This window comes from Streptomyces sp. NRRL F-6492 (assembly GCF_001280125.1).
Lineage (GTDB): Bacteria > Actinomycetota > Actinomycetes > Streptomycetales > Streptomycetaceae > Streptomyces.
The window spans coordinates 44,466-62,991 of sequence record NZ_LGEG01000193.1 but is presented as its reverse complement, the minus strand read 5'-3'; the positions used below and the strand labels follow the sequence as shown (position 1 = coordinate 62,991).

Below are 18,526 nucleotides of genomic sequence, written 5' to 3'. Positions count from 1 at the left end.
CGCCCGGCCGTGGGCCCAAAGCGGGTGCGCCGCACGTGATCTGACGTGCCGAACAGGTCAACTTAGGTGAGGCTAACCGTATCGCACCGACGGGTCAACGCGCCCTCCTGACCTGCGGTCGCGCACGCGCCCCCGGTGCCCCGCGACGCCCTTCCGGGCCCCCTTGGCAGCACCCCTCATTAAGGTAGCCTTACCTAACCATCTCTCTCTTCGTGGAGGCTCCGCATGCCCGCTGGAGGACCAACGGGAGGCCACGTCCTCCGGAGAGCGCTCGGCGACCAACGCCGCCGGGTCGGCGGGGCGTCGCTCCTCGCCATGGCCCACCAGGCGTGCGAGGCGCTCGTGCCGGTCGTCATCGGCCTGACCATCGACGAGGCGGTGGGAACCGGCTCCTCCGGGGCGCTGCTGCGCTGGCTGCTCGTCCTCGCCGGGCTCTTCCTCGTGCTCTCCACCTGCTACCGGATCTCCGCCCGGTTCGCCGAGGGGGCGGGCGAGAGCGCCGCGCACCGGATCCGGCAGGACCTCGCCGACCGGGTGCTCGACCCGAGGGGCGGCGCCGACACCGGCCGGCTCCCGGGCGCGCTGACCGCCGTCGCGACCGGCGACGCCCGCCGGGTCGGCTCGGTCGCCTCCGCCCTGCCGTACGCGCTGTCCGCGCTCACCGGACTCGCCGTCAGCGCGGTGGCCCTGCTCCGCACCTCCGTCCCCCTCGGCCTGCTCGTCCTCCTCGGCGTGCCGCCCCTGCTGTGGATCGGCCACCTCATCAGCCGGCCGCTGGAGCGGCGCAGCGAGGCGGAGCAGGAGCACGCCGCCCACGCGTCCGGGGTCGCCGCCGACCTGGTGGCGGGGCTGCGCGTCCTGAAGGGCATCGGCGCCGAGCGGGCGGCGGTCGCCCGCTACCGGGAGACCAGCCGGAGTTCGCTGGCCTCGGCGCTGCGGGCGGCGAACAGCCGGGCCTGGCACGACGGCGCCATCCTCGCCCTGACGGGCGTCTTCATCGCGGTGATCGGACTGGTCGGCGCCCATCTGGCGATGCGCGGCACGATCAGCGTGGGCGACCTGGTGGCGGCCGTCGGCCTCGCCCAGTACCTCCTGGGGCCCTTCCAGCTCCTCACCTACGTCAACGGCGAGTTCGCCCAGGCCCGCGCCTCGGCCGACCGGATCGCCGAGGTCCTCGCCTCGCCCCCGGCGGTCGCCGCCGGGACGACTCCGCTCCCCTCCCCCGTCGCCGGACGGCTGCGGCTGCGGGGCCTGACCCACGGCGCGCTGCGCGGCCTCGACCTCGACGTCGCGCCCGGCAGCGTCGTCGGCGTGGTCTCCCGGGACCCGGCCGCCGCGAACGACCTGCTGCTCTGCCTGGGCCGCGAACGGGAGCCCGACGCGGGGACCGTGGAGCTCGACGGCGTCCCGCTGGCCGACCTCGACCCCGCCGACGCCCGCCGGGCGGTCCTGGTCGCCCACCACGACGCCGACCTGTTCGAGGACAGCCTCCTCGCCAACGTACGGGCCGGGGCGGGCGACGGCGCGCCGGACGTCGCTCCCGCGCTCGCCGCCGCCGCGGCGGACGACGTCGCCGAGGCCCTGCCCGACGGCGTGCACACCGTCCTCGCCGAGCGGGGCCGCTCGCTCTCCGGCGGCCAGCGCCAGCGGGTCGCCCTCGCCCGCGCCCTGGCCGCCGACCCGCCGGTCCTGGTCGTCCACGACCCGACCACGGCCGTCGACACGGTCACCGAGGCCCGCATCGCCGTCCGGCTGCGGGAGCTGCGCCGGGGCCGCACCACCCTCCTGGTCACCACCAGCCCGGCCCTGCTCGCCGGGACCGACGTCGTGGTGATGCTCGACGAGGGGGCGGTGGCCGCCGAGGGCAGCCACCCGGAGCTCGTCGCCTCCCACGAGACGTACCGCTCGGCGGTGCTGGCGTGAGCGCCGGCCGCGACGCGACCGCGCCGGACACCGGCGCGAAGGACGAGGACGAAGGACGGACGATGAGCGGATCCGGCACGCCCGGGCGCGCGCCCCTGCCCACCGCGACCGGCGCGCCCGAGCGCGCCCTCCTGCCCACCGCGACCGGCGCGCAGACCCTCGCCGTCGTGCGCGGGCTGCTGCGCCGCCACCGGCCGCTCGCCGTGACCGCGCTGGCCGTCCTGGTCGCCGGCACCGGCATCGGACTGCTGACCGCCCCGCTGCTGGGCCGGATCGTGGACCTGGTCGTGGAGCGCGGCGGGACGGCCGCGCTGACCGTGCCGATGGCGCTGCTCCTCGCGGTGGCCGTGGCCCGGGGCGTGGCCACCGCCGTCGGCAAGTCGCTGGTCGCCCGGCTCGGCGAGACGGTCCTCGCGGACCTGCGGGAGCGGTTCATCGCCCGGGCGCTGCGACTGCCGCTCGAACGGGTCGAGAAGGCCGGCTCGGGCGACCTGACCGCCCGGGTCACGGGCGACGTCACGCTGATCGCGCGGGCGGTCCGGCAGGCCCTGCCCGAGTTCGCGAACGCCTTCCTCACCATCGTCCTGACCCTGGTGGGCCTCGCCGTCCTCGACTGGCGCTTCCTGCTCGCCGTCCTCGTCGCCGTCCCGGTGCACGTCCTCACCGTGCGCTGGTACATCCCGCGCGCCGCGCGGATCTACGCCGAGCACCGGGTGGCGACCGGCGCCCTCCAGCACCAGCTGCTCGACAGCGTCGGGGGCGTGCGCACCGTACGGGCGTTCCGGCTCACCGACCGCCACGCGGACCTGCTGGAGAAGCGGTCGGGGGCGGCCGTGGACCTGGCGGCGAGCGGCATGCGCCTGGTCTCCGGCTTCTTCTCCCGCCTGAACGCCGCCGAGTTCCTCGGCATGGCCTCGATCCTCGTCACCGGCTTCCTGCTGGTCGACGCCGGATCGGTGAGCATCGGCACGGCCACGGCGGCGGCGCTCTACTTCCACGGCCTGTTCAACCCGATCAACGCCGCGCTCTTCCTCATCGACGACGCCCAGTCGGCCGGGGCGAGCCTGGCCCGGCTGGTCGGCGTGTCGAGCCTCCCGGCGGAGCGGGAGCCCGAGGGGCGGCCCGCCGCGCCGGTGGACGGCTCGGTCAAGGTGACGGGGCTCGGCCACTCCTACGTGGACGGGCACCCGGTGCTCCACGAGGTCGACCTCGACGTGCGGTGCGGCGAGCGCGTCGCCCTGGTCGGCGCCAGCGGCGCGGGCAAGACCACGCTCGCCAAGCTGATCGCGGGCGTCCACGAACCGGCGTCCGGCACGATCTCCCTGGGCGGTGTGGACACTCGCGAGCTGGGCCCGGCCGGGGTGCGGCGGGCCGTCACCCTGATCAGCCAGGAGGTCCACGTCTTCTCCGGCCCCCTCGCCGAGGACCTGCGCCTGGCCCGGCCCGGGGCGACGGACGGGGAGCTGCGCGCGGCCCTGGACCACGTCGGCGCCCTGGAGTGGGCCGACGCGCTCCCCGAGGGCCTGGCGACGGTCGTGGGCGAGGGCGGTCACCGGCTCACGGTGACCCAGGCCCAGCACCTGGCCCTGGCCCGGCTCGTCCTCACGGACGCGCCCGTCGCCCTCCTCGACGAGGCGACCGCCGACGCGGGCAGCGCGGGCGCCCGGGTCCTGGAGACCGCCGCCCTGCGCGCCCTGGAGGGCCGTACGGGCCTGATGGTGGCCCACCGGCTCCCGCAGGCCGCCGCCGCGGACCGGATCGTCGTCCTCGACGGGGGCCGGGTCGTCGAGAACGGCACCCACGAGGAGCTGGTCGCGGCGGGCGGGCACTACGCCGAGCTGTGGTCGGCCTGGTCCGACAGCCGCCGCGAGCCGGCCGCCGTGCTCGACTAGGCGGTACGACACGGGGAAGGGCCCCTCCCGTCCGGGAGGGGCCCTTCCCCGTTCCGTCGCGGGGTCAGCCCCGCCCGGCCGCCGGGCCCGCCGGGCGCGGGCCGGTCCAGTGGGTCTCCACGTACTCCACGCGGGCCTGCCCGGTGCCCTCGCCGAAGACGGTGCGCCGGCCGGCCGGAGCCTCCGCGAAGGACGGCCACGGCGCGTGCCGGCCCTCCTCGTCGACCAGGACCGGGAAACGGCCCCGCGGGTCCTCGAACGGGTCGGTGGTCATGCGTCGCCGCTCCTCGTGGACATGGCGGTGAACAGCTCCGAGAGCGGCTGCTCCGGGTCGGCGACCACGGCGCGCAGCAGCCCCTGGAGTTCGTCGGCGAGGCGCCGCGCCTTGGCGGCGCCGAACAGGTCGGTGGCGTGGATGAGGCCGCAGTGGACCGGGCCCCCGCCCAGCGGCTCGTAGAAGCTGAGGGTCAGCCGGGCCCGCGTGGAGCCGGTCGGCACGGCGTCGAGGGAGCCGACGCCGCCCTGCAGGCGGTCCAGGTCCGCCTGTTCGTGGTGGATCACCATGACCTGCGGGCCCTCCGGGGGCAGTCCGGCCGCCCGGGCCACCTCCTCGAAGGGGACCTCCTGGCGGTCGAGGGCGCTCAGGGTGGTCTCCCGGACCCGGGAGAGCAGTTCGGCGAAGGTGGGGTCCCCGGCCGTGTCGGTGCGCAGGACGAGCGTGTTGAAGAAGCAGCCCACCAGGTCCGCGAGCCGGTCGTCGCCGCGTCCCGCGGCCATCGTGCCGAGCGGCAGGTCCGTGCCCGCGCCGTGGGCGGTGAGCAGGGCTGCCAGGGCGGAGTGCAGGACCATGAACATGCTGGTGCCGGTCGCCCGGGCCAGCTCGTCGACGGACGCGTGCAGCTGCTCGTCCAGGACGAAGCCGACGTGGCCCGCGCCGGGCACGGAGGTGTGCGGGGCGTCGGCCGGGAGGTCCAGCGCGGCCGGCGCGTCCTTCAGGACCTGCCGCCAGTAGGCGAGCTGGCCGGCCGCCCTGCTGTCCGGGTCGCCGGGGTCGCCGAGGACCTCGCGGGCCCAGCGGGCGTAGTCCGTGTACGAGACGGGCAGCGGCTCCCAGTCGGGCGCCCGGCCCTCCGTACGGGCCGTGTACGCGGACGTCAGGTCGCGGAAGAGGGGGACGACCGACCATTCGTCGACGGCCAGGTAGTGGAGGGCGAGGAGCAGTGACTGCCGTCCGTCGGGGCCGGTCAGGAGGTGGGCCCGCAGCGGCGCCTCGCGGTCCGGCGCGGGGGCTCCCCCGGCCAGTTCGCGCAGGCGGGCCTCCGGGTCCGCGCTCTCCTCCCGCACCAGCACGGGCGGTGCGGCGTCGGTGAGGCGCAGGACTCCGTCGCGCTCGGCGAAGGCGGTGCGCAGCGGCTCGTGGCGGGCCGCCACGTCGGCGAGCGCGGCCGTCAGGGCCTCCGCGTCCAGGCCGCCGGGCGAGCGGAGCACCAGGGCGTGGTCGAAGACGGGGGTGCGGCGGTACGCGTCCCAGTGGAGGCGCTGGACGGGCGCGGCGAACCGGGGCCCCTCGTGGTGCTCGGCGGGGAGGAGCGCCGGGCGGGCCGCGGCGGCCCCCTTCAGCTTGGCCTCCAGGCCGGCGACCGTCAGGGCGTCGAAGACGTCGCGGATGCTCAGCTCGACCCCGAACTCGGCGCGGACGCGGCCCAGGAGCCGCATCGAGGCCATGGAGTGGCCGCCGAGCGCGAAGAAGTTGTCGTGGACGCCGACCCGGTCGAGGCGGAGGATCTCGCGGAAGAGCCCGGCGAGCCTCTCCTGGGTCTCGTTCGCCGGGCGGGTGTCGCCGGTCATGGCGGCCCAGTCCGGCGCGGGCAGCGCCTTCCGGTCGAGCTTGCCGTTGGGCGTGAGGGGCAGCGGCCCGTCGAGCGGGACGACGAGCGCCGGGACCATGTACTCCGGCAGGACGCCGGCCACGTGGACGCGCAGCTCCTGCGGATCGGGCTCCCCCTCCCCCGCCTCCGGCACGGCGTAGCCGACCAGGCGGACGATGTCGCCGTCGCGGTCGGGCACCACGGCGGCCTGGGCCACCGACGGGTGGGAGGCGAGCGCCGCCTCGATCTCGCCGAGTTCGATGCGGAAGCCGCGCACCTTCACCTGGGTGTCGACGCGGCCGAGGAAGTCGACGTTGCCGTCGGCGCGCCAGCGGGCGCGGTCGCCGGTGCGGTACATGCGGCTGCCGGGCGGGCCGTACGGGTCGGCCACGAACCGCTCCGAGGTCAGCGCGGGCCTGCCGAGGTAGCCGCGCGCGAGGCCGCGTCCGGAGACGTACAGCTCGCCCGCGACGCCGGGCGGGACCGGCCTGAGGTGCTCGTCGAGGACGTAGCAGCGGGTGTTGGGGTCGGGCCGGCCGATGGGGACCCGGCCGGACGGGCGGCCCGGGTGCTCGCGGGCGGGCCACAGGGTGGAGTTGACGGTCGCCTCGGTGAGCCCGTACGCGCAGATCAGGTGGGCGGTGGTGCCGAAGCGCTCGAAGAGGTCCGGCGGCACGGTCTCGGTGCCGACGAGGACGGTCGAGCCCTCGGGCAGGGCGCAGCCGGGCGGCAGGGCGGAGACGAGGGACGGCGGCAGGATCATGTGGGTGATCCGCTGGTCGGCGAGGAAGTCGGTGAGGGCGGGGCCCGCGACCCGGGCCTCGTCGGTGATCAGGACGAGCCGGCCGCCGTGGCAGAGCGCCATGGCCAGTTCGAAGACGAAGACGTCGAAGCCGACGGAGGCGAACTGCAGGACGCGGCTGTCGCGTTCCAGGCCCATCCGGTCGACGGCGGTGGCGACCAGGCTGGCGATCCCCTCGTGGGGGACGACGACGCCCTTGGGGCGGCCGGTGGAGCCGGAGGTGTAGATGACGTACGCGGCCGTGTCCAGGGCGGCCGGTCCGCTCCCGAGGGGGGTGTCCGGCAGGTCGCGCGGGGCGGCGGTCTCCGGCGCGTCGAGCAGCACCATCGGTACGCCCGGCACGTCGGGGATCTTGCCCGCGATCTGCTCGGTGCCGACGACGAGGGCCGCGCGCGAGTCCTCGATCATGTAGGCGAGGCGGTCGGCCGGGTGGACCGGGTCGAGCGGCAGGAACGCGGCGCCCAGCTTCATGGCGGCGAGGACCGTGGCGACCGTGTCGACCGAGCGGGGCACGGCCACGCCCACCACGCTCTCGGGTCCGACGCCCCGGGCGGCCAGGAGGGCGGCGACGCGGTCGGCGCGGGCGTCGAGTTCGGCGTACGTCACGGAACGGGAGCGCTCCACGACGGCGACCGCGTCGGGGCGTTCGGCGCGCCGCCGGGCGAAGAGGGCCGGGAAGGTCTCCTCGTCGACCTCGCGGGCCGTGGCGTTGAACTCCTCCAGGACCAGGTGCCGTTCGGCGCCGTCCAGGATCTCGGCCCGGGAGACGGGCCGTCCGGGGGCGGCGACCAGGGCCGCGACGAGGGTCCGGAGGCGTTCCCCGATCCGCTCGGCGGTCTCCCGGTCGAAGAGCTCCGTGGCGAACTCCAGGCGGCAGCCGAGGGAGCCGGGGCCGCCGTCGGCCGGGGTGTGCTCGGTGAAGGAGAACACCAGGTCGAACTTGGCCGAGCGGATGCGGAAGGGGAGGTACGCGGCGGTCAGGCCGGGCAGTTCGAGGGCGTCGCCGGTGCGGGCGTGGTAGCCGACCATCACCTGGAAGAGGGGGTTGCGGGAGAGCGACCGGGTCGGGTTGAGCTTCTCCACCACCGCCTCGAAGGGCACGTCCGCGTGCGAGAACGCGGCGAGGTCGGTCTCCCTGACCCGGGCGAGGAGCTCGGTGAAGCTCGGGTCGCCGCTCAGGTCGGTGCGGAGCACCAGGGTGTTGACGAAGAAGCCGACGAGGTCGTCCAGGGCCTCGTCGCCGCGGCCCGCGATGGGCGCGCCGAGGGGGATGTCGGTGCCGGCGCCCAGGCGGTGGAGGAGGGCGGCCACGGCGGCGTGCGCCACCATGAACATGCTGGCGCCGGTCTCCCGGGCGAGCCGCCGCAGGCCCTCGTGGACGTCGGCGTCGAAGACGACGTCCAGTTCGGCGCCGGTGAAGGCGGGGCGGGCCGGGCGCGGCCGGTCCGTGGGCAGTTCCAGTTCCTCGGGGGCGCCGTCCAGGGTCGTGCGCCAGTGCTCCAGCTGCCGGGCGGCCCGGCTGTCCGGGTCGGCGGGGTCGCCGAGGAGGCGCTGCTGCCACAGGGCGTAGTCGGCGTACTGGACGGGCAGCGGCTCCCACTCCGGCGCCGTGCCGGCGGTACGGGCCGCGTAGGCGGTGGCGAGGTCGCGGAGGAAGGGGCGGTCGGACCACTCGTCGGTGGTGATGTGGTGGAGCAGCAGGATCGCGGCGTGGTCCTCGGGGCCGAGCTCCACGACCGCGGCGCGCAGCGGGAGTTCGACGGCGAGGTCGAAGGGCCGGTTGACGGCCGCGTCGACCAGGCCGGGCAGTTCGTCCTCGGTGGCGGTGAGCCGCTCGACGGCGGGCCGTGCCTCCCCGGCGGGCAGCACCCGCTGGAACACCCGGCCGTCGCGCTCCGTGAACACGGTGCGCAGGGCCTCGTGCCGGGCCGTGACGTCGGCCAGGGCGGCTTCCCAGGCGTCGGTGTCGAGGGGGCCGCGCAGCCGCAGGACGAGCGGGAAGTTGTAGGCGGCGGAGGTGGACTCGATCTTCTGGACGACCCAGAGGCGCTGCTGGGCGTGGGAGAGCGGCAGTTCGTCGGGGCGCTCGCCCGCGGTGAGGGCGGGCCGGGCGGGGCCCGTGGCGCGGTCGACGCGCTCGATCAGCTCGGCGACCGTGGGCGCCTCGAACAGGTCGCGGATGGCGAGTTCGGCGGCGAGCGCCGTGCGGGCGCGGCTGACGAGGCGGGTGGCGAGGAGCGAGTGCCCGCCGAGGTCGAAGAAGTCGTCGTCGATGCCGACGGCCTCCCCGGGCAGTCCGAGCGCCTGGGCGAAGAGGTCCCGGAGGGTCTCCTCGCGCGGGGTGCGCGGGGCGCGGCCGGTGCCTCCGGCGCGGACGGGGTCGGGGGCGGGCAGGGCGCGGACGTCGAGCTTGCCGTTGACGGTCAGCGGGAGGGTGTCCACGGCGACGAGCGCGGCCGGGACCATGTAGTCGGGCAGGGCGGTCTTGAGGTGGGCGCGGAGCGCCTGCGGGTCGGGCTCCCCGGAGGGGGGCTCCGTCTCCCCCCGCTCCGGGACGTAGTAGCCGACCAGCCGCTTGGTGCCGGTGTCGGTGTTCACGACGACCGCCGCGTGGGCGACGCCGGGGTGTGCGGACAGGGCCGTGGCGATCTCGCCGAGTTCGACGCGGTAGCCGCGGATCTTGACCTGGTCGTCGGTGCGGCCGAGGAAGTCGAGGAGCCCGTCGGGCCGCTGCCGCACGAGGTCGCCGGTGCGGTACATCCGCTCGCCGGGCTCTCCGAAGGGGTCGGCGACGAAGCGTCCGGCGGTGAGGCCGGGGCGGTCGTGGTAGCCGCGGGCCAGGCCGGTGCCCGCGATGTACAGCTCGCCGGGGCAGCCCGGCGGGACCGGGCGGAGCATGGAGTCGAGGACGTGGGCGCGGGTGTTGCGGATGGGCCTGCCGACCGTGGGGGTCGCGCTGTCGGCCGTCGAGCCGCCGAGGGTGTTGATGGTGTACTCGGTCGGCCCGTACAGGTTGTAGCCGTAGCAGCCGTCGGTGTCCCGCAGCCGGTTCCACACCGTGTCGGAGACGGCCTCGCCGCCGAGCAGGACCAGGGCGGGCCGGTGCTTGCCGGCCGCCTCGTCGTGGTCGAGCAGGCCCTCCTCGACGAGGAGCTGGGCGTAGGTGGGCGTCACGTTGACGACGTCGACCCGGTGGCGGTCGCAGTAGGCGACCAGGGCCTCGGCGTCGCGGCGCAGCTCCTCGTCGCAGACGTGGACCTCGTGGCCCTCGACGAGCCAGAGCAGCTCCTCCCAGGACATGTCGAAGGCGAAGGAGACGGTGTGCGCGATGCGCAGGCGCCGTCCGCCGGCCGCGGCGATGGCCGGGGCGAAGATCTCCTCCTGGTGGTTGAGCTGCATGTTCGTCAGGCCCCGGTAGGGGGTGACGACGCCCTTGGGGCGGCCGGTGGAGCCGGAGGTGTAGATGACGTACGCCGGGTGCTCCAGGCGGTCCGGGAGGTCGTGCGCGAACGCGGGCCGTTCGGCGTCGGTGACCTCGCCCGCGTCCAGGGCGTCCAGCTCGGCGGCGACGGCCGGGTCGTCGAGGAGGAGTTCGGGCGCGCCCGCGTCCAGTCCCGCGGCGACGGCCGCGGTGGACACCAGGCAGAGCGGGCCGGTGTCCTCGACCATGAGGCGCAGCCGGTCGGCCGGGTGGTCGAGGTCGAGGGGCAGGTAGGCGGCGCCGGTGCGCAGGACGGCGAAGAGGGCGGCGACCATGTCGAGGGAGCGGGGCAGCGCGAGCGCCACGACCTTCTCGGGTCCGGCGCCCCGGGCGAGCAGCAGCCGGGCGATCCGGTTGACGCGCGCGTCGAGTTCCGCGTAGGTGAGGGAGCTCTCGCCGAAGACCAGGGCGACGTCGTCGGGGGTGCGGGCGGCCTGGGCCGCGAGCATGTCGGCGACGGTCTCGTTCGGCACGGGGTCGCGTCCGGCGGCGAGCCCGGCGGTCAGGGCGGCGCGCTCGGCCGGGAGCAGCAGGTCGACGGCGGCGGTGCGGACGGTGGTGGCGTCCGGTCCGGCGAGGAGGTCCGCGAGCCGTTCCAGGACGGCCGTGAAGCGGCCGAGGACCGTGGCCGCCGCCTCGGCGTCGAACAGGTCGGGGCGGGCCGCCAGGGTGACCCGGAGCCGGGTCTCGGGGGTGACGATCAGGGTCAGCGGGAAGTGGGTGCCGTCGACGTTGGAGACGCCGGTGATGCCGTGCCGCTGCCGGAGCGCGGCGGCCCGGTCCTCGCCGTCGGCGGAGCGCAGCACGAAGAGGGTGTCGAAGAGGCGGCGGTGGCCGGTCTCCCGCTGGAGGGTGCCGAGGCCGACGTACTCGTACGGCATGACGGCGGCCCGCTCGGTCTGGAGGCGGCGCAGCAGGTCGAGCAGCGGTTCTTCGGGGGCGAACGCGGTCCGGGCCGGGACGGTGTTGAGGAACATGCCGATGATGCCGGCGGCGTTCGGCAGGTCCGCCGGGCGTCCGGCGACCGCCGTGCCGAAGGCGACGTCGCGGCGGCCGGTGGCGGCGGAGAGGACCAGGCCCCAGGCGGCGTTGAGGACCGTGTTCAGGGTGAGGCCGTGGCGGCGGGCGGCGGCGCGCAGCCGGTCGCTCGTGCCCCCGGTCAGGACCGCGTCGAAGTCGGCCGGGATGACCGGGCCCGCGTCGCGGCCGGTCGGGGCGACCAGGGTCGGCTCGTCGAAGCCGGCGAGCGCGCCGCGCCAGGCGCCGACGGCCTCGGCGGTGTCCTGCCCGTCCAGCCAGGCGAGGTAGTCGCGGTACGAGCCGGGGGCGGCCCGTCCGGTGGGGTCGCCGCCGTTCTCGTACAGCGTGAACAGCTCCTCCAGGAACAGCCAGGCGGACCAGCCGTCCCACAGGATGAGGTGGTGGGTGACGACGAGCCGGTCGCGGCCTTCGGGGAGGCGGATCAGGCGGAGGCGGCACAGCGGCGGGGCCGACAGGTCGAAGCGCTGCCGGCGGTCGGCCGCGAGGAGTTCCTCCACGCGCGCGTGATGCTCGTCGGCGGGCAGTCCGGACAGGTCGGTCTCGGTCAGCGGGATCTCGGCGCCGTCGACGACGAACTGGACGGGCCGGGGCAGGCCGTCGCTGGTGAATCCGGCGCGCAGGCCCTCGTTGCGGTCGAGGAGCGCCCGGCAGGCGGCGCGCAGCCGGTCGGCGTCGAGGCGGTGGTCGAGGTCCAGGGTCTCCTGCGACAGGTAGACGTCGAGGGCGTCCCCGGCGTCGTAGGTGGCGTGGAAGTACATGCCCTCCTGGAGCGGGGAGAGCGGCCAGACGTCGGCGACGGGGAGTCCCGCCGCGACCTCGGCGACCCGGGCGGTCTCCTCCCCGGTCAGTTCCAGGCCGCCGAGCGGGGCGGCCGGGGCCTGCGGCTCCTGAGGGGCCGCGGCGGCGGTGAGCTGGTCGAGGAGGGCCTGGAGGGCGGGGTCGACCTGGTTCTGTCGCGCGAGGACGGCCCGGAGCGCGGCGGCGGCCTGTCCTGCGTCGGTGGCGGAGACGGTGACGGCGGGGGCCTCGGGGGTTTCCCGGGGCTCGGGGGTTTCCCGGGGCTCGGGCCCTGCCGGTGCCGCCGCCGCGAGCGCGGCGGGCGTGCGGTGCCGGAACACGTCGCGCGGGTTGATCGTCAGTCCCCTCTCACGGGCCCCGGTCGCGACGGCGATCGAGGTGAGGCTGTCGCCGCCGAGCACGAAGAAGTCGTCGTCGGCGCCGATGTCCGGAATGCCGAGGACGGCGGTGAAGACCTCGCACAGGGCGCGTTCGCGGGCGTCGCGGGGCGCGCGTCCGCCGGCCCGGGGGGCGACGGAGGGCGAGGGCAGGGCGTTCTGGTCGAGCTTGCCGCTGGGCGTCAGGGGCAGCGCGTCGAGGACGACGACGGCGCTCGGCACCAGGGGGGCGGGCAGGGCGTCGGCGAGCGCGTCGCGCAGGGCGCCGGCGTCCGGCGCGGGCGCGCCGGGGGCGGGCACCGCGTAGCCGACGAGGGCGCCGTCGCGGACGATCACGGCGGCGCGGGCGACGTCCGGCAGTGCGGCGAGGGCGGTCTCGATCTCGCCGGGTTCGACGCGGTTGCCGCGGATCTTGACCTGCCGGTCGGTGCGGCCGAGGTATTCGACGGCGCCGTCGGCCCGGCGGCGGACCAGGTCGCCGGTGCGGTACATGCGGCTGCCCGGCACCCCGAAGGGGTCGGCGACGAACCGTTCGGCGGTCAGGGCGTGTCGGCCGTGGTAGCCGCGCGCCAGCTGGATCCCGGCGAGGTACAGCTCGCCGGGCACGCCGTCCGGGACGGGCCGCAGGAAGGAGTCGAGCACGTGCAGGCGGGTGTTCCAGACGGGCCGGCCGATCGGGACGGCGGGCTCGTCGGCGCCCTCGTACGGGAAGTGCGTGACGTCGACGGCGGCCTCGGTGGGCCCGTACAGGTTGTGCAGCGGTACGGGTCCCCGGCCGGGTCCGGAGGTCAGTTCCGTCCAGCGGCGGGCGTCGGGGCCGGTGAGCGCCTCGCCGCTGCAGAACGCCCTGCGCAGGGGCGCCGCCCAGTCGGGGCCGGCGGGCGCGGCCTCCAGGGCCTGGACGAAGGCGGCCAGCATCGAGGGGACGAAGTGCAGGGTGGTGATCCGCTCGGCGCGGATCAGTTCGGCCAGGTAGCCGGGGTCGCGGTGGCCGTCGGGGCGGGCGAGGACGACGGCGGCGCCCACGGTCGGGGCCCAGAAGAACTCCCACACGGACACGTCGAAGCTGGCCGGGGTCTTCTGGAGGACCCGGTCGTCGGCGGTCAGCCCGTACTCCCCCTGCATCCAGGCGAGGCGGTTGACGATCGCCCGGTGGGTGACGGCGACGCCCTTGGGGCGGCCGGTGGAGCCGGAGGTGTAGATCAGGTACGCGGGGTGGTCGGGGCCCGCCTGCGCAGGGGGCGCATCGGGGCGGGGCGCGTCGGGGACCTCCTCCTCGCGGTCCACGAGGACGGCGTCGAGGCCCGGGACGCCGGGCAGCCGGCCGGCGGCGCCGGTGGTGGTGACGACCGTGCGCGCGCCGGAGTCGGCGAGCATGAACGCGACCCGGTCGGCGGGGTGGTCGAGGTCGACGGGCAGATGGGCGGCGCCCGCCTTGTGGACGCCGAGGAGGGCGACCATCAGCTCCGCCGAGCGGGGCACCGCGACGGCGACGAACTCCTCGGGGCCCGCGCCCCGGGCCCGCAGCCGCCGGGCGAGGGCCTCGGCGCGGCGGTCGAGTTCCGCGTACGTGAGGGTGGTGCCCTCGTGGACGACGGCGGGCGCGTCGGGGGTCCGGGCGGCCTGGGCGGCGAAGAGGGACGCGAGGGTGGCGTCCGGGTCGGGGAGCGGGTGGTCGGTGGCGTTCAGCGCGGCGAGGCGCTCCGCCTCGCGCTCGGAGAGGAGTCCGACGCGGGCGGTCGGGCGGCCGGGGTCGGTGGCGAAGGCGCGCAGCAGCGTCTCGAAGCGGTGGGCGACGACGGCGACGGTCAGCCGGTCGAGGCGGGCCGGGTCGTGGGTGAAGCGGAGCGACAGGTGTCCGTCGCGGGGCTCGGCGACGAGCGCGAGCGGGTAGTGGACGGCGTCGAGGACCTCGGTGCCGGTGACCAGGGGGGTGGCGGCGGGCGGGCCGGCGGGGTGGTTCTCGAAAACCCCGAGGGTGTCGAAGAGTTCGCCGCCGCCCGCGAGCCGCTGGATGTCGGCGAGGCCGAGGTGCTGGTGGTCGAGGAGCGCCGCGTGGTCGTCCTGGACGCGCCGCAGCAGTGCGGCGAGGGGTTCGTCGGCGCGCAGCCGGACGCGGACGGGGACGGTGTTGATGAAGAGGCCGACGGCCGCGTCCAGTCCCTCGACCTCGGTGGTGCGGCCGGAGACGGTGGTGCCGAAGACGACGTCCCGGGCGCCGGTCAGGCCGCCGAGGAGGAGGGCCCAGGCGCCGTTGAGGACGGTGCTCAGGGTGAGGCCCTCGCGGCGGGCGCGGGCGGTCAGTTCGGCGGTGAGGGCCTCGGGCAGGCGCACGTCGACGCGCTCGGTCCGGGTGCGGGGGGTGTCCGCGCCGTCCCCGGCGGGGGGTCCGGCGAGGGCGGGCAGCCGGGTCGGTTCCTCCAGACCGGTCAGCGCCTCGCGCCAGGCGTCCCGGGCGGCGTCGCGGTCGCGCGTGGCGAGCCAGGCCAGGTAGGGGCGCGGGTCGGCGGGCTCGGGCAGGGTCTCCCCCGCGTACGCGGCGGTCAGTTCGCGCAGCAGGACGGTGACGGACCAGCCGTCGGCGACGATGTGGTGCAGGGTGAGCAGCAGCCGGTGGCGGTGCCCGTCGCGGACCAGGGTGGCGCGCAGCAGGGGCGGTTCGGACGGGTCGAAGCCCCGGGCGCGGTCCTGCCGCAGGATCTCGTCCAGGCCGGTGCGGGCCGTGTCCGCCTCGTACCACGGGAGGGTCGCGCGGTCCGCGAGCCGCTGGACGACCTCGCCGCCGGGCAGCTGCCGGAAGGAGGCGCGCAGCAGCGGGTGGCGGTCCAGGAGGAGCTGGAGGGCGGCGCGCAGCCGGTCCGGGTCGACGGGCTCCGCGAGGTCCAGGAGTTCCTGGACCACGTACAGGTCGTCGGCGTCCTCGTCGTACACCGCGTGGAAGAAGAAGCCCTCCTGGAGCGGTGAGACGGGCAGGGCGTCCTCGTCGAGGGCGACCGCCGGGAGCGGCTCGGGTCCGGTGGCGACCGGGGCGGCGTGCGCGGCGAGGGCGGCGACGGTGCGGAGCCGGAAGACGTCGCGCGGGGTGAGCGCGAGGCCGGCGGCGCGGGCGCGGTTGACCAGCTGGATCGCGACGATGCTGTCGCCGCCCAGCTCGAAGAAGCTGTCGTGGACGCCGGCCGACGGCAGGCCGAGGACCTCGGCGAAGAGCGCGGCGAGCGCGGTCTCGGCGGGGGTGGTGGGCGCGTCGTCGCCGGCCATGGCGGTCCACCGGGGCTCGGGCAGGGCGCGGCGGTCCAGCTTGCCGTTCGGGGTGAGCGGCAGGGGCCCGTCGAGGCGTACGAGGGCGGAGGGGACCATGTGGTCCGGGAGGGTTTCGGCGATCCGGGCGCGGGCCCCGGCGACGGCGGCGTCGGCCGCTTCGGCGTCCGTGCCGGTCCCGGCCACGAGGTAGCCGACGAGGCGCTTGACGCCGCGGTGGTCGTCGCGGACGAGGACGGCGGCCTGGGCGATGCCGGGGCAGGCCATGAAGGCGCTCTCGACCTCGCCGGGTTCGACGCGGTGGCCGCGGATCTTGATCTGGCCGTCGGCGCGGCCGAGGAATTCGAGGTTGCCGTCGGCGCTCCAGCGGACCCGGTCGCCGGTGCGGTACATGCGGGCGCCGGGCCCGTCGGCGTACGGGTCGGCGACGAAGCGCTCCGAGGTGAGTCCGGGCCGGCCCAGGTAGCCGCGGGCGAGGCCGCGCCCGCCGACGTACAGCTCGCCCTCGGCGCCGACGGGGACGGGGCGCAGGGCCGAGTCGAGGACGTAGGCGCGGGTGTTGGGGTCGGGGCGGCCGATGGGGGCGGGGCCGGGCCGGTCGGCGTCGGCGAGCCAGAGCGTGGAGTTGACGGTGGCCTCGGTGAGGCCGTAGGCGACGACGACCCGGACGCGTCCGGCCCAGCGGGCGATGAGTTCGCCGGGTACGGCCTCCGTGCCGACGACGAGGACGGAGCCGTCGGGCAGGTCGCACTCCGGCGGCAGCGCGGAGACGAGGGAGGGCGGCAGGATCATGTGGGTGGCGCGGTGGCGGGCGATGTAGTCCGTGAGGGCCGGTCCGGCGACGCGGCGCTCGGTGGGGACGAGGATCACCCGGCCGCCGACGCACAGCGACATGACGAGGTCCCAGACGGTCACGTCGAAGCCGGCGGAGGCGAACTGCACGATCCGGCTGTCGGCGGTGACGCCGATGCGGTCGGTGGCGGTGGCGATCAGGCTGCCGACGCCGTCGTGGGAGACCACGACGCCCTTGGGGCGGCCGGTGGAGCCCGAGGTGTAGATGACGTACGCGGCCTGGTCGAGCGCCACCGGGACGGCGGGGTCCGCGGGGTCGAGGGCGGCGCGTTCGGCGGCCGTGTCCGGGTCGTCGAGCAGGACGCGGGCGACGCCGGGCGCGTCGGGCAGGGCGGCGGACAGCTCGCGGGTGGTGACGACCGTGCGCGCGCCGGAGTCGTCCAGCATGTGGGCGATGCGGTCCTGGGGGTGCTCGGCGTCCAGGGGGAGGTAGGCGGCGCCGGCCTTCATGACGGCGAGGAGGGCGACCACCAGGTCCGGGGAGCGGGGCAGGGCGACGGCGACGACGTCCTCGGGGCCCGCGCCCCGGGCGGCGAGGAGCCGGGCGAGGCGGTTCGCGGCGGCGTCGAGCCCGGCGTACGTCAGCTCGTGGTCCTCGCAGACGAGGGCGACGGCGTCGGGGGCGAGGCGGACCCGCTCGGCGAAGGCGGCGGGCCAGGTCGTCTCGGGCGCGGGCCGGGGCGAGACGCCGAACTCGCCGAGCAGCCGGGCGCGTTCCTCCCCGGAGGTCAGCTCGATGTGTCCGAGGGGCCGGTCGGGGTCTCCGGCGAGGGCCGCCAGGACGGCGAGGAAGTGGCGCCGGTGGCCGGCGAGGGCCGCCGCGTCGCAGACGTCGGCGTCCGCGTCGAGGTGGACCCGGATGCCGTCGCCGTCGCCGAGGTCTCCGAAGGTGAGGGCGAGGTCGCCGACCGGGCCGAGCCAGTGCGGGACGAACTCGGCCTCGGCGCCGTCGAAGCGGACTCCGTCGGGCTGGGGCAGGACGTTGACGGTGGGGCCGACGAGTTCCCGTACGCCGTCGGTCAGGCCGAGGTCCCTGGCGAGGTCCTCGGCGCGGTAGCGGCTGTGGGCGAGGAGTTCGGAGACGCCGGTGACCACGGCGTCCAGGAGCCGGGCGGCGGTCGTGTCGGGGCGGACGGCGAGGCGCAGCGGCAGGATGTTGGAGACCATGCCGGGGACGTCCCGCGTCGCGGGGTCCCGGCGGGCGGTGACGGGGAGGCCGAGGACGAGGTCCTGTTCGCCGGTGGCGCGGTGCAGATGGGCGGCGACGGCGGCGAGCAGGAGGCGGGACAGCGGCACGCCCGCGTCGTCCGCGCGGGCGCGCAGTCCGGCGACGGTCGCGGGGTCGAGGACGGCGGTGTCGCGGACGCGGCGGCGCATGGGGGCGGCGGCGCGCGGGACGAGGCGGACCGGCTCGGGCCGGCCGGCCATCCGCTCCCGCCAGTAGGCGCGGTCCGCCGCGTGCTGCTCGGAGGAGGCGTACGCGGTGTCGGCGGCGACGAGCCGGGTCAGGGACCAGTCGGGGGCCGGGGCCGCGTCGCCGAGGGTGTGGAGGTCGCCGGCGCGGCGGCTGATCAGGGCGACGCCCGCGCCGTCGACGAGGAGGTGGTGGTAGCGCTGGTACCACCAGATCCGGTCGTCGGCGAGCCGGAGGAGGGCCTGGGCGAACAGCGGGCCTCCGGCCGGGTCGGCGGGGCGGTCGCGGTCGGCCTCCATCCAGCGGTGGGCGGCCTCCTCCGGGTCGGTCTCGTCCCGCAGGTCGACGCGGGTCACGTCGACGGGGAAGCGGGTGGGGATCTGGCGCGGGGCGCCGTCGGCGCCGGTGATCCGGACGTGCAGGCTCTCCGCCTCCTCGACGGCCCGCCGGACGGCGGCCGCGAGGCGGTCGGGGTCGATGTCGCCGCGGAGTCTCAGGACGAACGCGATGTGGTAGGCCGAGCCGTCCGGCTCGATCTGCTGGGCCAGCCAGATTCCGGACTGTCCGCCCGTGAGGGGGAGTCCGTCGGCGGTCGTCCGGTCCGACTCGGCGTCAAACATCGTTCGGGGGTGCCTTTCCCTGATGGTGCGTCGGTGGGGTGGAGCGGGGGCGCGGCCGTCCGGAGCGGCCCGCCGCGGCCCGTGCGCACCCCGCCCGCCCGCCGAACCGGCCGGCGGGCGGCGGGTGGACGGCGGACGGGCGGGCGGACGGCGAGCGGGTCGTACGGGGTCGGCGGTCGTGCGACGGTGGCCGCGTGACG

The 18,526-nt window shown here is 76.5% G+C and carries 4 protein-coding genes; 2 read left to right on the top strand and 2 right to left on the bottom strand.

Annotated elements, in window-relative coordinates:
- The first annotated feature begins 225 nt into the window (after nucleotides 1-225).
- The gene (locus ADL08_RS14825) at nucleotides 226-1,923 is read left to right on the top strand and encodes an ABC transporter ATP-binding protein (protein WP_078968148.1); all 1,698 of its coding nucleotides are present in this window, start codon (nucleotides 226-228) and stop codon (nucleotides 1,921-1,923) included.
- 62 nt (nucleotides 1,924-1,985) lie between these two features.
- Nucleotides 1,986-3,815 (top strand): ABC transporter ATP-binding protein, encoded by a 1,830-nt coding sequence (locus tag ADL08_RS14820; RefSeq protein ID WP_053643052.1) that lies wholly within the window; start codon nucleotides 1,986-1,988, stop codon nucleotides 3,813-3,815.
- A 64-nt stretch (nucleotides 3,816-3,879) separates the two neighbouring features.
- Here ADL08_RS14820 and ADL08_RS14815 read toward each other — a convergent pair whose 3' ends face one another.
- Both ADL08_RS14815 and ADL08_RS14810 read right to left on the bottom strand, forming a co-directional pair.
- Nucleotides 3,880-4,089: an MbtH family protein gene (locus ADL08_RS14815; RefSeq protein WP_053642958.1), complete on the bottom strand. Its 210-nt coding sequence runs from the start codon at nucleotides 4,087-4,089 to the stop codon at nucleotides 3,880-3,882.
- Nucleotides 4,086-18,326 carry a non-ribosomal peptide synthetase gene (locus tag ADL08_RS14810; RefSeq protein ID WP_053642956.1) on the bottom strand — a complete coding sequence of 4,747 codons (14,241 nt, stop codon included), beginning with the start codon at nucleotides 18,324-18,326 and terminating at the stop codon, nucleotides 4,086-4,088. The genes ADL08_RS14815 and ADL08_RS14810 overlap by 4 nt, the downstream gene beginning before the upstream one ends.
- Between the last annotated feature and the right edge of the window lie 200 nt (nucleotides 18,327-18,526).